Below are 14,493 nucleotides of genomic sequence, written 5' to 3' on the forward strand. Positions count from 1 at the left end.
ATACTGATTTATTTTACGCCAAACAACAAGTCACTGTAAGTTGGAAACGGCCAGTATTTCTTTGCTGTCATTGTTTCCGCCTCGTCACAGGCAACTCGGAGTTCACACATTTTACTTAAAATTATATCTCTTATCATATAAGCTTCTTCTTCAATATCTCCGGCGCTCTGTAATTTCAATACAGCATCTTCCAGCTCTTCTGCTCTGACTGCAATCTGCTCTTCCAGTCTGGATAGCTTCTTTAATAAATCATTTTCATATCTGCAGGAAATCAATGCATCTACTGTTTGCTTTGCCACTGCTGTATTCGCCAGTTCAAGGACATAGGAACTTACTGCCGGAGCAATTTCTGTTTTTGCCATGTCAATCATAGTATTTGCTTCAATTAATACCGTTTTGCAATAGTTGTCCAGCATAATTTCACATCTGGACTTTAATTCTGCCTCTGAAAATATTTTATGAGATGTCAACATCCGTACATTTTTTTCATCTAAAAGATGAGGCATACAGTCTGGTGTTGTACGATAATTAAGCAATCCTCGTTTTTCTGTTGCTTCTTTAATCCATGTATCATCATAGCCATTGCCGTTGAAAATAATATGTTTATGATCTTTAATCGTTTTTCTGATCATTTCATGTAGTGTATCCTCAAAATTCTCTGCTTTTTCCAGCCTGTCCGCATAAATTTTCAAGCTTTCTGCCACTGCACTATTGAGCATAATATTTGCACATGCGATACTGTTAGATGATCCCAACATGCGAAACTCAAATTTATTTCCGGTAAATGCAAATGGAGAAGTACGATTGCGGTCTGTAGTGTCTCGATTAAATTTGGGAAGCACATCTACTCCCAACTTCATCTGAGTCTTCTTCGTTCCTTCATACGTGACACCTGTCTCAATAGCTTCCAGTACTGCATTCAATTCATCTCCAAGAAAAACAGAAACAACTGCCGGAGGTGCCTCATTCGCCCCCAATCTGTGATCATTTCCTGCAGTTGCAACTGAAAGCCGCAGCAAATCCTGATAATCATCCACTGCTTTAATAACTGCACATAAGAACAATAAAAACTGTGCATTTTCATAAGGAGTATCTCCTGGTGACAATAAATTTACACCTTTGTCTGTCGCAATCGACCAGTTATTATGTTTTCCACTACCGTTTACACCTGCGAACGGTTTCTCATGAAGTAAACATACAAGTCCATTTTTTTCTGCGACCTTCTGCATAACTTCCATTGTCAGCTGATTATGGTCTGTTGCAATATTAGTTGTGGTATAAATAGGAGCTAATTCATGCTGTGCCGGAGCCACTTCATTATGTTCTGTTTTAGCCAGAATACCCAATTTCCATAGTTCTTCATTTAATTCTTCCATATATGCAGCAACCCTAGGCTTAATCACACCAAAGTAATGATCATCCATCTCCTGTCCCTTCGGTGGTTTTGCTCCAAAAAGAGTTCGTCCTGTAAATCGAAGGTCTTTTCTCTGTTCATACATTTCCTTTGTAATGAGGAAATACTCCTGCTCCGGTCCTACAGAAGTACGTACACATTTCACCGCATCATTTCCAAACAGATGAAGGATGCGAAGTGCCTGTCTGTTTAAGGCTTCCATGGAACGAAGTAATGGTGTTTTCTTATCCAGAGCCTCTCCACCATAAGAACAGAATGCCGTAGGAATACATAATGTTTTCCCTTTTATAAATGCATATGAAGTAGGATCCCACGCAGTATATCCTCGTGCTTCAAAAGTTGCGCGCAACCCTCCTGATGGAAAAGAAGATGCATCCGGTTCCCCTTTAATCAATTCTTTTCCAGAAAATTCCATAATCACGCCTCCATCTGGGGATGGGGAAATAAAACTGTCATGTTTCTCCGCTGTTACGCCGGTAAGCGGCTGAAACCAATGAGTATAATGCGTGGCGCCATTTGCAACTGCCCAGTCCTTCATTGCTGCTGCAACCGCATTTGCCACGCTAATATCAAGTTTTGCTCCCTTATCAATGGTCTTTCTTAAGGAGTTGTAAACCTCAGCTGATAAATTTGCTTTCATCACTCTGTCATCAAAAACCATACATCCAAAAAAGTCTGAAATATTTTTCATAATGCCACTCCTCTCAATTTAAAAAGGCAAGAATATCTTTCCCGATACTTTTCTCTGTATCTGAAAGACATCCTTGCCTTTTGTATTAAAATAAAAAACGCCTCTGAGATTTATATCTCAAAGACGCCCTTGCCTTTACGTGTTGGATAATACACCTCGCAAATTTATTTGTCAATCCCTTTTTTTATTTTTTCTCATTTTGCAATTATCACTCTTGACAAAACTGACCATACGCTGTATATATATGGAATATGAGCAAAGGTGTTCATTTTTCGTACAGATTTTTTCTGTCCTTAAAATGAATGCCTTTTTTATTTATTTTGAAAGGAAGGTGCAGATAATATGAAATTTGAAGGTCAGGTAAGAATTCCTTCCGGATGTGCAATCTCAGCAGTAATTTCCAAAGAAGGAAATAAAATGTCCGGAGAAATGATTATAAACTCCATGAAGCCTATGCATGACCGCTCTAATGGATTAGGCGGAGGTTTTGCCGGTTACGGTATTTACCCTCAATATAAAGATTTTTATGCATTACATATGTTTTTTGATACCAGAGACACAAGGAAAAAATGTGAAGCTTTTTTAAAAGATCAATTTGAAATTGTCCAGTCTGAAATCATTCCAACCCGTAAAATACCGGTAATTACAAATGAACCCATTATATGGCGATATTTTGTTGCCCCCCTCCAATCTGTTTTAACCTCTCTGCAACTAGACGAAAATGAATTTGTTGCCCGAACAGTTATGAAAATAAATGCAGAAATGCCCGGCGCCTATGTTTTCTCCAGCGGAAAAAATATGGGAACCTTCAAAGCTGTGGGGTTTCCTGAAGATGTAGGGATTTTTTATAAACTGGATGAATATGAGGGATATTCCTGGACTGCTCACGGACGTTATCCAACAAACACTCCTGGCTGGTGGGGCGGTGCACATCCATTTACACTACTTGATTATTCTATTGTACATAATGGTGAAATTTCATCTTATGATGCGAATCGCCGATTTATGGAAATGTTCGGCTACAAATGTACACTCCAAACCGATACAGAAGTTATTACTTACATCATGGATTATCTGCTCCGTATACAGGGACTCACCCTTGGAGAAGCTGCAAGCGTCATTGCTGCTCCTTTCTGGAGTACTATTGAAGCAAAAACAGATTTGAATGACCAGCAAAAACACACTTATCTCCGAACTATATTCCCAAGTCTGCTTATAACCGGTCCTTTTTCTATTGTTTTAGGTTTTAATGGGGGACTAATGGCATTAAATGACCGACTTAAATTACGTTCTATGGTTGTCGGTGAAAAAAAAGACAAAGTATTTATCGCCAGTGAAGAAGCTGCAATCCGAACCATGGAACCGAATGCAGAAAACATTTGGTCTCCTGCCGGCGGTGAACCGGTTATCATAAAAGTAAAGGAAGGTGTATTTTTATGAGCATAGAATTTATCTATCCTGAGTTTGAAATAATAAGAAATGAAAACAGATGTATTACCTGTCGAATATGCGAACAACAATGTGCCAATGAAGTTCACTTTTACGACAAAGAACATAAAATTATGAAACATGATGAAACAAAATGTGTCAACTGTCAGAGATGTGTTTCATTCTGTCCTACCAGAGCATTAAAAATTATAAAAAACGAATGTACCCTACGGAAAAATACCAACTGGTCCCAAAACACAGTAAATGAAATTTATAAGCAGGCAAACAGTGGCGGTGTCCTTTTATCTTCCATGGGAAATCCAAAATCACTGCCTGTATACTGGGATAAAATCCTTATTAATGCTTCACAAGTAACAAACCCCTCTATTGATCCTTTGCGCGAACCCATGGAGACTCGTGTGTACCTTGGAAAGAAGCCCTCCAAAATAAATCGTACAGCAGATGGAAAATTAGACTGCAAACTTCCTCCCCAGTTGGAACTCTCCATGCCTGTTATGTTCTCTGCCATGAGCTACGGCTCTATCAGCTATAACGCTCATAAATCCCTTGCTCTGGCAGCAACAGAACTCGGAATTTTGTATAATACCGGAGAAGGTGGATTGCATGAAGACTTCTACTGCTATGGAAAAAATACTATTGTGCAGGTAGCTTCCGGACGTTTCGGCGTTTACGAAGATTATTTAAAAGCAGGCTCTGCAATAGAAATTAAAATGGGACAAGGTGCAAAACCAGGCATTGGCGGACATCTTCCCGGTACAAAAATAATCGGTGATGTATCGCGTACCCGCATGATTCCTGAAGGCTCTGATGCAATCTCTCCCGCCCCCCATCATGATATCTACTCTATCGAGGATTTGCGTCAACTTGTTTTTTCAGTAAAAGAAGCTACACAATACCAAAAACCAGTCATTGTTAAGGTTGCCGCTGTTCATAATATTGCAGCTATTGCAAGCGGAATTGCCCGCAGCGGAGCTGATATTATTGCCATCGATGGCTTTCGTGGCGGTACAGGAGCTGCACCTACCAGAATCAGAGATAATGTGGGCATCCCCATTGAACTTGCGCTTGCCTCTGTTGACCAGCGGCTTCGTGACGAAGGCATTCGTAACAATGTATCACTGATAGTGGGCGGAAGTATTCGCAGCGCTGCTGATGTAGTAAAAGCTATAGCACTGGGCGCAGATGCCTGTTACATAGCTACTGCTGCCCTGCTAGCTCTCGGCTGTCACCTCTGCCGTACCTGTCAAAGCGGCAAATGCAACTGGGGAATCGCAACTCAAAGACCAGAACTTGTAAAGAGACTTGATCCAGAAATCGGAAAGCAACGCTTAGTTAATCTAATAACCGCATGGAACCATGAAATCAAAGAGCTTATGGGTGGCATGGGTATTAATTCAATTGAAGCATTACGAGGAAATCGTCTCATGTTGCGTGGCATCGGGTTAACGGAAAAAGAACTTGAAATACTTGGTATTTTTCATGCCGGAGAATAATTTCAAAAATATAAACTTTTTTTAGGAAGGTATGGTATAATATGAAAATCATTAATGCTGCAAATTTAAATTACAGAGCTGTGAATGAAGCACTGTGCAATGCAGATAAAGACTGTATGATTGAAAGTTGCTGTGGGCAAAGGTTTATTGCTGCAGGTATGTCTGATAAAAATATTACAATCAATGGCATTCCAGGAAACGCACTGGGTTCCTATTTAAACAATGCCAATATTGTAGTAAATGCCAATGCTCAAGACGCTGTGGGCGATACTATGAATGAAGGAAAAATTCTTATACATGGTAATATCGGAGATGCTGCCGGTTACGCTATGCGTGGGGGCAAGATTTATGTAAAAGGTAACGCAGGATATCGCGCCGGGATTCATATGAAAGCTTATAAAGAAAAAATTCCTGTTATGATTATTGGTGGACATACCGGAAGCTTTCTGGGCGAATATCAGGCTGGTGGCATCATTATTGTTCTTGGAATAAACACTGTCGGAAAACCTATAGTAGGGAACTTCCCATGTACCGGAATGCACGGTGGAAAAATGTTTTTGCGCGGGAATTGCAAAGATATCTGCTTTCCAGAACAAGTTACTGCAAGATACGCAACTTCAAAGGATTTAGATGAAATTATGGAATATCTGTCTGAATACTGTAGAGATTTCACATATTCTATAGATAAGCTTTTATCTGTTCCTTTTACAGTTATTACACCAGACAGTAAAAATCCATACAAACAAATGTATGTGGCAAATTAAAGAAAGCAGGTAGTATTATGAAGTATTCAAAAGAAGAGATCATCCAATATGTGCAGGAAGAAGATGTTAAATTCATTCGTCTTGCCTTTTGCGATGTATTTGGCAAACAGAAGAATATATCCATTATGCCTCAGGAACTTCCTCGGGCTTTTGAATATGGTATTGCCATTGATGCATCTGCAATCGCAGGTTTTGGAGACGAAACGCATTCTGATTTGTTCCTTCATCCGGAACCAGACACTCTGATGCCCTTACCCTGGAGACCAGAACATGGATGTGTGGTAAGAATGTTCTGTAGCATTACCTATCCGGACGGAAAAATATTTGAGTGTGACACACGTTCTATTTTAAAAAAAGCAATTCAGGCCGCTGAATATGCCGGTTATCAATTTTTCTTTGGTGCAGAACAGGAGTTTTATCTATTCCAATTAGATGACAATGGCAAATCCACAAAACTTCCTTATGACAATGCCTCTTATATGGATATTGCTCCGGAAGACAGAGGTGAAAATATACGTCGTGAAATATGTCTGACATTGGAGCAAATGGGTATTCAGCCAGAAAGTTCCCATCATGAAGAAGGACCAGGACAAAATGAAATTGACTTCCGCTACTCTAATCCTTTAACAGCAGCTGACAATGCAATGACATTTCAAACCGTTGTCAAAACAATTGCGCAGCAAAATGGGATTTTTGCTGATTTTAATCCAAAGCCATTAGAACATGCGCCTGGAAATGGATTTCATATTAATATATCTGTCAAATCTTCTGACAGTACAGATAATATGAATTATCTGATAGCGGGTATTTTAGATAAAATTTCGGATATGACAATATTTTTAAATCCAACAGAAAATTCTTATAAACGTTTTGGAAAAAACAAGGCTCCGAAATATATTTCATGGTCCAATGAAAACCGTTCACAGCTTATCAGAGTTCCTTCAGCAATTGGCAAATATCGACGTGTAGAACTTCGTTCTCCTGATCCCTCTGCGAATACCTATCTGGCATTTGCCCTGATTATTTATGCTATTCTGGACGGAATTCAAAATAAAACAGAACTTCCTGCACCCTCTGATATTAATCTGTACAAAGCAGATAAAGATATCCTTACAAGCTTTAAACAACTTCCGGAAAATTTCAAATCTGCCTGTACCACAGCCGCAAACAGTGATTTCATCAGAAAATATATACCGGATGCTATATTAAACATCTATTGTAACCGATAAATCAAATGAACAAAAGAAGGAGGAGATTAAATGAGTTTAAGAGAACGTGTTTACAGTATACTCATCGTATCTGCAACAGATAGCTTCACCTCTGCATTCACCAGTCTGTTGTCTGAAATACGCTATTATCCTGTCCTGACGGTCTCAAGTGTCAGTGCTGCCAGACGTATATTAGCAGAAAAAGCTTTTGACTTTGTTATCATCAATGCTCCTCTTCCTGATGATATTGGCACCCGTTTTGCAATTGACATATCTACTTCCAAGCAATGTGTGGTACTCCTTCTTGTTAAAGGTGACATTCAGCCCTCTATTCATGACAAAGTGGCTGAATATGGTGTGTTCACACTGCCAAAACCAATTTCTAAGCCTATTATTCTCCATTCTCTTACCTGGATGGAAAGCGCTCGTGAACGTTTAAGACAATTTGAAAAAAAGTCTTTATCTATTGAAGACAAAATGGCAGAAATCCGTCTGGTTAATAAAGCAAAATGGATTTTAATCAGCGAGCTCTCCATGAGTGAACCTGAAGCCCATCATTACATAGAAAAACAGGCAATGAATCGCTGTATTGCCAAACGATTCATTGCCGAAGAAATCATTAAAACTTATACCTGATAGTTCATGCGCATTTTCCAAATCATATTTTATTTTTTAATATAACGCAATTAACCAAATCTTCCTGTAATATAATCTTCTGTCTTCTTATTCTTAGGCATAGAAAACATTTCCTCTGTATTTCCGTATTCTACCATTTCTCCTAAAAGGAAAAAAGCTGTTTTATCAGAAATACGTGCTGCCTGCTGCATATTGTGAGTAACCATAACAATCGTATATTTTTTCTTTAATTCTACTGCTAATTCTTCTATTTTGGAAGTGGAAATCGGATCAAGCGCAGAAGTAGGCTCATCCATCAACAATACTTCCGGTTCTACTGCCAATGCTCTTGCAATACAAAGTCTCTGCTGCTGTCCACCTGACATACCAAGTGCACTTAATTTCAAACGATCTTTTACTTCGTCCCAAATTGCTGCGCTTCTCAATGATTGCTCTACAATTTCATCTAACTTTACTTTTGAACGAATACCATGTGTCCTTGGACCATAAGCAATATTATCGTAAATACTCATAGGAAATGGATTTGGCTTCTGGAATACCATTCCTACACGTTTTCTTAAAAGATTAACATTCATGTCTCCATAAACGTCTTCTCCGTCTAACAATATATTTCCCGTAATCTGACAGCCTTCTACCAAATCATTCATTCTATTTAAAGATTTCAGCAAGGTAGACTTTCCACAACCGGAAGGTCCGATAAATGCAGTAATCTCATTTGCCTGAATTTCCAGATTTATGTTTTTTAACGCATGAAAAGCTCCTTTATCATAATATAAATCCAAATCGGAAATCGAAAACTTACTCATTCTTTCTATTTATCCTTTCTTAATCTTGCGGGCAATTTTTCCGGACAACCAGTTAATTGCCAATACAATTACAAGTAATACAACTGCTGTTGCATAAGCCTGATTTACATACAATCCTTCACTTGCAAGAGAATACATGTGTACAGACAAGGTTCTCGTAGACGACATTACACTATCCGGCAGCTCTGCTACTGTTCCCGCTGTATACATCAAAGCTGCAGTTTCTCCCACAATACGTCCGATAGACAAAATTACACCGGAAAAAATACCTGGTACTGCAGAAGGTAAAATAACCACAAATATAGTTCTAAGTTTTCCTGCACCTAGTCCAAAACTTGCCTCACGGTAAGTATCCGGCACTGCCAAAAGCGCTTCTTCTGTTGTTCTCATAATAACAGGGAGTACCATAATTGCCAGTGTAAACGCACCTGCCAGCATAGAATATCCCCAACGCAGTGTTGTTACAAAAAATAACATTCCGAACAGACCATATACAATGGAAGGAATTCCTGTAAGTGTTTCTGCTGTTACGCGCACAACAGACACCAGTTTATTTCCCTTTTTCGCATATTCTACCAAATATACTGCTGCAAAAATTCCCAAAGGACCTGCAACCAAAAGAGACAACATAATCATGAAAATCGTATTGATAATTGCCGGAAACATAGAAACATTCTCCGAATTATACTCCAGTTCAAATAACTGTGGTGTCAAATGCGGCACACCCTTTATCAAAATATATCCTACAATAAAAATCAGTGTCACTGCTGTAAAGATTGCACTAATCCAAACCAACAAAGCCAAAAGAAAAGAGGCTGGATGATGGGCATACATTTTTAGTTTCTGACGTATCTTATCCATTTATTCCCCTCCTCTTAACTAATGAGAACAACAGGTTAATTAATAAAATAAAGACAAAAAGTACAACTGCTGTTGCAATCAATGCTTCCTTGTGAAGATCAGCTGCATATCCCATTTCCATAACAATATTTGATGTTAAAGTACGAACACCTTTAAACAGACCTTTTGGCATACGCGGTTGATTTCCTGCAATCATAATAACCGCCATAGTCTCTCCAATTGCTCTTCCGATACCTAAAATCACACCTGCCATTACACCTGATTTTGCAGCTGGCAGCACTGTACGAAACACACTTCTTTCATGTGTTGCCCCAAGAGCAAGAGCACCTTCATAATAACTCTCCGGCACTGCACGAATTGCAGACTCACCCACACTGATAATTGTAGGCAAAATCATAATACCCAGCATTACCGAAGCCGTGAACATACTGGAACCGTCTCCCCCAAATCCCAGCTGAATACCAAAGAAGTCACGAACAAAAGGAACAACCACTACCATACCAAAGAAACCATATACAACAGAAGGAATTCCTGCCAGTAATTCAACAGCAGGTTTCATAAATTTATATAATTTTGGTGGGCAGAACTTTGCCATGAAAACAGCTGTACAAATACCAATGGGAACACCAATTAAAACGGCTCCTGCGGTTACATAAATACTGCCTAAAATAAATGGTAAAATACCGTAAATATTGTTTCCCGGCTTCCATCTTTCTCCCAGCAAAAAGTCAAAAACTCCTATTTTGCCAATGGCAGGAATACCATTGGCAAATAAGAAGATGCAAATTAATGCTACTGCCAGAATAGAGGCACAGGCACACACAAGAAACACATATTTCATAACGGTTTCTTTTATATTTTTCATTCCTTTAATCCCTTTCTGTCTTTACTGAAGGTCGCTCCATTCTGTAATTTCACCTGTGTAAATATCTTTTACCTGATCTGTTGTAATATCACTCATAGAGTTTTTATTATTTACAATAACTGCAATACCGTCTAATGCAATTTCCTGTCCTTTTAATCCAGCTTCGATTTCTGAGTCTTTTAATTCTCTGGAAGCCATTCCAATATCACAGATACCATTTACTGTGGATTCCATACCTGTTGTAGAGTCACTCTGCTGAATTTCAATTTCTGCATTTGGATTTACTTCTTTATATCCTTCTTTTAACTTTTCCATTACCGGTGTAATAGAAGAAGAACCTGCAATTACGATTTTTCCAGATGGTTTTGTTCCCGCATAAGCCGCTGCATCATCTCCAACAGAAATATAACCATTATCTTCTACGATTTTCTGACCTTCCTGACTTAAAATATAAGAAATGAAATCCTGTGCTGTCTCACTTACGCCTTCTTTTGTAGCAATATTGAATGGACGTGCAATTTTATAAGTATCACTTTTTACATTTTCTGCTGTAGCTTCTGCTCCATCTACTTTTAAAGCTTTTACAGGGTCATCCAAAGAACCTAAAGAAATATATCCGATTGCCTGAGGATTACCTGCTACACTTGTCATCATAACAGATGTATTATTTGTTACCTGTGCATCTTCTGTTGTATTGTCAATTTTTTCCCCTGAAGCATCCTTTTCTTCAATTCCAAATAACTCAATGAACGCACTTCTTGTTCCTGAACCTTCTTCTCTGGAAATTACAGAAATTTCTCCTTTTGGTGCTTCTGTACTTTTTTCAGCTTCTCCTGATGAAGCTTCTTGATTTGTTGCTTCCTTATTTGTAGTTTCTTTATTTGCATTTTCATCATTTCCGCTTTCATTTCCACATGCTGCTAAACCGAATACCATAGTTCCCATTAAAATTGCTGCTAACATTTTTTTCTTCATAATAAATACTCTCCTTTATTATCTTTATTTGTAAAATTCAATTCTTCTCCTCGTCGACAGCATTTACTATAAAGGAGTTTTGTAAAATCACCAATCATGAAATCGTTAAATTTCTGTAAAATTATCGTAAACCTAAATTTTCAGATAATAGATTTAGTTTTCACGTTATTTCGGTGAATTATAACATAGTTCGTTAAAAATTTGACTTCAAAAAAGTCAATATCTTTTCTTCTTTTTTCTACAAAAAACGCCTTTTTATAAGAAGTACACAAAACCTTTGTTCTTTATTTCATTATGTAAATCATATTCTTCCACACATTTTTTTGTGGATAATGTGGATAACTTAGTGTATAACTATAATTTTCCCATATTTATTGGATTTTTCAGTGTGTATAACTTTGAGGATAAAATGTGGGAAACTTCCAACAGTTCAACATCTTTTGTACACTTTTACATTTGAGAATATTCTGACTATTTAAAAGATAACATAAACTATTTTATCTATATTTTACATCCAACAACATTTCTATTTTGTAAAATTGATTATGTAAACTCTTTTCTTTTTAAACTCCAAGAAAAAAGGAAGCCCATCTTCTGAGCTTCCCAAACTTTTTCTATATTCCTATTATTACAATACCTGCATACCGCCATGCTGACGTACTTTTAATACATGACAAGAACCACTTCCAAAAACTTTATCCATAGCTTTTCTGTATTCTTCTACAAAGCTGTTTTCCACAAAAATCTGAATGGTTCCTGCGAAACCGCCTCCGTGTACACGGCACACACCATGATTACCCAAAATGCTTTCGCTGACGCCAAGAGCAATGGACATTGCCTGACTTTGTTCGTTTCTTGTTGTATAGATGTTCTGAAGATATTTAAAAGAGGAGTTTCCTGATTTTTCCACAAGAGAAAGAAATTCTTTAAAATCTCCCTGTTTCAGAGCTTCTACCTGTGCCTGTACACGTTTTTCTTCCTCGAAGAAGTGAAGGGCACGCAGTACCGGTCTGTCTCCTAAAATACTTCTCAGCCCCGGTATCTGGCTGTAAAACTCTTTCTCATCTACCTCTCTTAACACATCCTGTTTAAAGAAAGCAGCTACCTTCTTCATCTCTGCGGGAATTTGTGCGTAATCCTCTGTAAGGTCTGCATGAGAAGCTTTTGTATCCACAATACACAGACTGTATTTATAAGCTTCAAAGTCAGCCGGAACCTTCTCTACCACAGGTTCTTCCGGATTTTTAAAATCAATATGGATTAATCCGCCTACGGAACATGCCATCTGGTCCATCAAGCCGCATGGCTTTCCGAAATATACATTCTCCGCAAACTGTCCTGCCTGTGCAAGAAATACAGGACTGATGCTCATTTCATTAAATAAGCCGGAGAAAATCGTACCTACAATAATTTCAAATGCTGCGGAAGAGGAAAGTCCTGCTCCAATCAGCACATCACTGGTAACATAAGCTTCAAAGCCGCCAACACGGTAGCCTTCTTCTTTTACCTTAGCTACAACGCCACGGATTAAAGCTGCTGTTGTTCCTTCTTCTTCATATTTTTCTTCTAAATCATTTACGTCTACCTCTACCATGTCGTATCCTTCTGATACAATACGGATAAGGTCTCCTTCTGTCTTACTTACGACTGCAATGGCATCTAAGTTGATTGATGTAGCAAGCACCATTCCAAGCTGGTGGTCTGTGTGATTTCCGCACACTTCACTACGCCCCGGTGCGCTGTAAACTTCTACTTCCTTTTCGCCGTAAAGCTTTTCAAACTCTGTAATTGCATCTGCATATCTTTTGTTCTGATATTCCAGCATGCTTTCATCCAGATAAATTTCTTTCAATAACTGACTATACTTTCCCTGTAATAATTCTTCTTTTAAAATTCCGGAGTTCTTCATCTCTGGTTTATCCTCCTTGGTTCTGATAATTTAACAACCCTCATAAAGAGCATATCACACTCGTATGCTTTTTACCACTACATTTCTTCCGACTTTTCCTATTCTTCCGTAATCTTTTCCTCATTCAAAAGCGCATCTGAAGGATTTGTTTTCTCATCCTCATTTTCCTCTCCCTCATCCAAGGTCTCGGGACTGTTGGAAACCTCAAGCTCTCTCACCAGCTGCAAATCTTTGTCCACAAAAATACGGATAAAATTCTTCTTACTCTCATCTGAATATATAAAATAATTCTCTCCCTTTTCATCCTCTTCCTTCTGATAAACGCTTCCTTCCAGCCGTTGTTTCATTTCTTCTGCCGGCATGCCCAGTACAATTTCATCTCCCACGCCAATGGAAACCTTTGTCACATCAAAATCTCCCGACAGATTTGTCACAAAGGTATTTTGAATATTTGTGGTTGCTTCTCCGTAGTTTTTTACCACTGCATATAAGGACTGCCCGTTTTTTTCCAGCGTCACATACCCATGCCTTCCTGCTTTTACATACGTATCCGAGCCCTCTTTTGAAATTTTCCATCCATTTTCCACAAACTGCGATACAGGCGCAGGAATTTGATAAAAAGAGTTATCATACTTTACCACATATTCCTGAAAGTCTCCATTGTACTCCTCCGGCGCTTGATATTCCTTTACTTCTTTCGGTATTTCCTCTGAAATCGGTTCTTCCTCATTCTCCGGTTCCCGATAATTTTTCATCCGTACCTGATACAGCACCTCATCCTCTATATGAAATACCAGCTCTGCTTCCTTATATTTTCCATATTCATACGTAATATAGATATCCTCTTTTTCCTCGTACTCATCCGTAGGTGTTCCGAATTTGTCTGTCACCTGAACAAGCGTGCTTTCTCCCAGTGTAATTCCTGACGGAAGCTGATAATAAGGAGCTTTCTCTTCATATTTTAAAAGAATTCCTCCTACATAACACTGTTTTAAAGGCTTCTTCTCCCCCTCAGGATTTACAAAATCCACAGAAATCTCCTGCTCCTGATTTTTTAAAGTTTCTCCTTCTATATAAGCTTCTCCGTCCAGCATGGTCTCTTCCTGCTTTTCGTCAATACTCCATCCCTTTTCTTCCCATTTGGACAGCTCCGCAGGCAGCTTCCATACATCTTCTCCTATGGAAAATTCAAAATCCCAAAGATTTTCAGATAAGGAAACCTCCGGCTTTTGATTTTCTTCCTGCTGCAAAGCTTCCTGTGGATTTGGAGTGTTCTCTTTCTTCTCGCATCCCCCTAAAAGTAAGAAAGACATGAAGCATAGCAATATTCCTTTTTTTCTCAAACCGCCCTCTCCTCTCTTTTCTTTTATCCTCATTATTACCTGCTATACAGCATCTTAACACAAGCCCTTCCTCTTTTCC

General features: G+C 38.5%; 12 protein-coding genes. 5 read left to right on the plus strand and 7 right to left on the minus strand.

Features of this window, described 5'->3' with window-relative positions; genetic code table 11:
* Positions 1 to 8 precede the first annotated feature (8 nt).
* Entirely contained in the window at positions 9 to 2,105 is a 2,097-nt protein-coding gene (locus CGC63_RS13895; protein WP_004220473.1) for a glutamine synthetase III family protein, read from the minus strand.
* A gap of 342 nt (positions 2,106 to 2,447) precedes the next feature.
* Between CGC63_RS13895 and CGC63_RS13900 the strand changes: the two genes are divergently transcribed.
* Genes CGC63_RS13900 through CGC63_RS13920 form a run of 5 tightly spaced genes read left to right on the plus strand, consistent with a single transcriptional unit; the run spans position 2,448 to position 7,655 of the window.
* Positions 2,448 to 3,545 (plus strand): class II glutamine amidotransferase, encoded by a 1,098-nt coding sequence (locus CGC63_RS13900; RefSeq protein WP_004220478.1) that lies wholly within the window; start codon positions 2,448 to 2,450, stop codon positions 3,543 to 3,545.
* Positions 3,542 to 5,047, plus strand: coding sequence for a glutamate synthase-related protein (locus CGC63_RS13905; protein WP_004220481.1), 1,506 nt, complete (start codon positions 3,542 to 3,544; stop codon positions 5,045 to 5,047). Before CGC63_RS13900 ends, CGC63_RS13905 begins: the two co-directional genes overlap by 4 nt.
* Positions 5,048 to 5,088: 41 nt before the next feature.
* On the plus strand, positions 5,089 to 5,811 hold the full coding sequence (locus CGC63_RS13910) for a GltB/FmdC/FwdC-like GXGXG domain-containing protein (protein ID WP_004220485.1): 723 nt from the start codon (positions 5,089 to 5,091) through the stop codon (positions 5,809 to 5,811).
* A gap of 17 nt (positions 5,812 to 5,828) precedes the next feature.
* Positions 5,829 to 7,040, plus strand: a complete 1,212-nt coding sequence (locus tag CGC63_RS13915; RefSeq protein WP_004220488.1) for a glutamine synthetase family protein — start codon at positions 5,829 to 5,831, stop codon at positions 7,038 to 7,040.
* 30 nt (positions 7,041 to 7,070) lie between these two features.
* Positions 7,071 to 7,655 carry an ANTAR domain-containing response regulator gene (locus tag CGC63_RS13920; RefSeq protein WP_004220491.1) on the plus strand — a complete coding sequence of 195 codons (585 nt, stop codon included), beginning with the start codon at positions 7,071 to 7,073 and terminating at the stop codon, positions 7,653 to 7,655.
* A 50-nt stretch (positions 7,656 to 7,705) separates the two neighbouring features.
* On the opposite strand, the gene pstB is transcribed toward CGC63_RS13920, so the two are convergent.
* The 6 genes from pstB to CGC63_RS13950 all read right to left on the minus strand — a co-directional run bounded on the left by pstB (position 7,706) and on the right by CGC63_RS13950 (position 14,414).
* The gene (gene pstB, locus CGC63_RS13925) at positions 7,706 to 8,461 is read right to left on the minus strand and encodes a phosphate ABC transporter ATP-binding protein PstB (protein ID WP_004220494.1); all 756 of its coding nucleotides are present in this window, start codon (positions 8,459 to 8,461) and stop codon (positions 7,706 to 7,708) included.
* A gap of 9 nt (positions 8,462 to 8,470) precedes the next feature.
* Positions 8,471 to 9,322: a phosphate ABC transporter permease PstA gene (pstA, locus tag CGC63_RS13930; protein WP_004220497.1), complete on the minus strand. Its 852-nt coding sequence runs from the start codon at positions 9,320 to 9,322 to the stop codon at positions 8,471 to 8,473.
* Complete coding sequence (gene pstC / locus CGC63_RS13935; protein ID WP_004220501.1) at positions 9,315 to 10,187, minus strand: phosphate ABC transporter permease subunit PstC; 873 nt, start codon at positions 10,185 to 10,187, stop codon at positions 9,315 to 9,317. The genes pstA and pstC overlap by 8 nt, the downstream gene beginning before the upstream one ends.
* A gap of 21 nt (positions 10,188 to 10,208) precedes the next feature.
* On the minus strand, positions 10,209 to 11,162 hold the full coding sequence (locus CGC63_RS13940) for a substrate-binding domain-containing protein (protein ID WP_004220505.1): 954 nt from the start codon (positions 11,160 to 11,162) through the stop codon (positions 10,209 to 10,211).
* A 628-nt stretch (positions 11,163 to 11,790) separates the two neighbouring features.
* Positions 11,791 to 13,071: a galactokinase gene (locus CGC63_RS13945; protein ID WP_004220507.1), complete on the minus strand. Its 1,281-nt coding sequence runs from the start codon at positions 13,069 to 13,071 to the stop codon at positions 11,791 to 11,793.
* Between the two features lie 98 nt (positions 13,072 to 13,169).
* Positions 13,170 to 14,414: a hypothetical protein gene (locus CGC63_RS13950; protein ID WP_242648425.1), complete on the minus strand. Its 1,245-nt coding sequence runs from the start codon at positions 14,412 to 14,414 to the stop codon at positions 13,170 to 13,172.
* Positions 14,415 to 14,493 lie beyond the last annotated feature (79 nt).

Source organism: Blautia hansenii DSM 20583 (assembly GCF_002222595.2).
GTDB lineage: Bacteria > Bacillota > Clostridia > Lachnospirales > Lachnospiraceae > Blautia > Blautia hansenii.

Excerpts from the sequence above, each read along its gene's own strand:
- CGC63_RS13905 (WP_004220481.1), top strand. The coding sequence starts at position 3,542 with ATGAGCATAGAATTTATCTATCCTGAGTTTGAAATAATAAGAAATGAA.
- CGC63_RS13900 (WP_004220478.1), top strand. The coding sequence starts at position 2,448 with ATGAAATTTGAAGGTCAGGTAAGAATTCCTTCCGGATGTGCAATCTCA.
- pstA (WP_004220497.1), bottom strand. The coding sequence starts at position 9,322 with ATGGATAAGATACGTCAGAAACTAAAAATGTATGCCCATCATCCAGCC.
- CGC63_RS13945 (WP_004220507.1), bottom strand. The coding sequence starts at position 13,071 with ATGAAGAACTCCGGAATTTTAAAAGAAGAATTATTACAGGGAAAGTAT.
- pstB (WP_004220494.1), bottom strand. The coding sequence starts at position 8,461 with ATGAGTAAGTTTTCGATTTCCGATTTGGATTTATATTATGATAAAGGA.
- pstC (WP_004220501.1), bottom strand. The coding sequence starts at position 10,187 with ATGAAAAATATAAAAGAAACCGTTATGAAATATGTGTTTCTTGTGTGT.
- CGC63_RS13910 (WP_004220485.1), top strand. The coding sequence starts at position 5,089 with ATGAAAATCATTAATGCTGCAAATTTAAATTACAGAGCTGTGAATGAA.
- CGC63_RS13895 (WP_004220473.1), bottom strand. The coding sequence starts at position 2,105 with ATGAAAAATATTTCAGACTTTTTTGGATGTATGGTTTTTGATGACAGA.
- CGC63_RS13920 (WP_004220491.1), top strand. The coding sequence starts at position 7,071 with ATGAGTTTAAGAGAACGTGTTTACAGTATACTCATCGTATCTGCAACA.
- CGC63_RS13940 (WP_004220505.1), bottom strand. The coding sequence starts at position 11,162 with ATGAAGAAAAAAATGTTAGCAGCAATTTTAATGGGAACTATGGTATTC.
- CGC63_RS13915 (WP_004220488.1), top strand. The coding sequence starts at position 5,829 with ATGAAGTATTCAAAAGAAGAGATCATCCAATATGTGCAGGAAGAAGAT.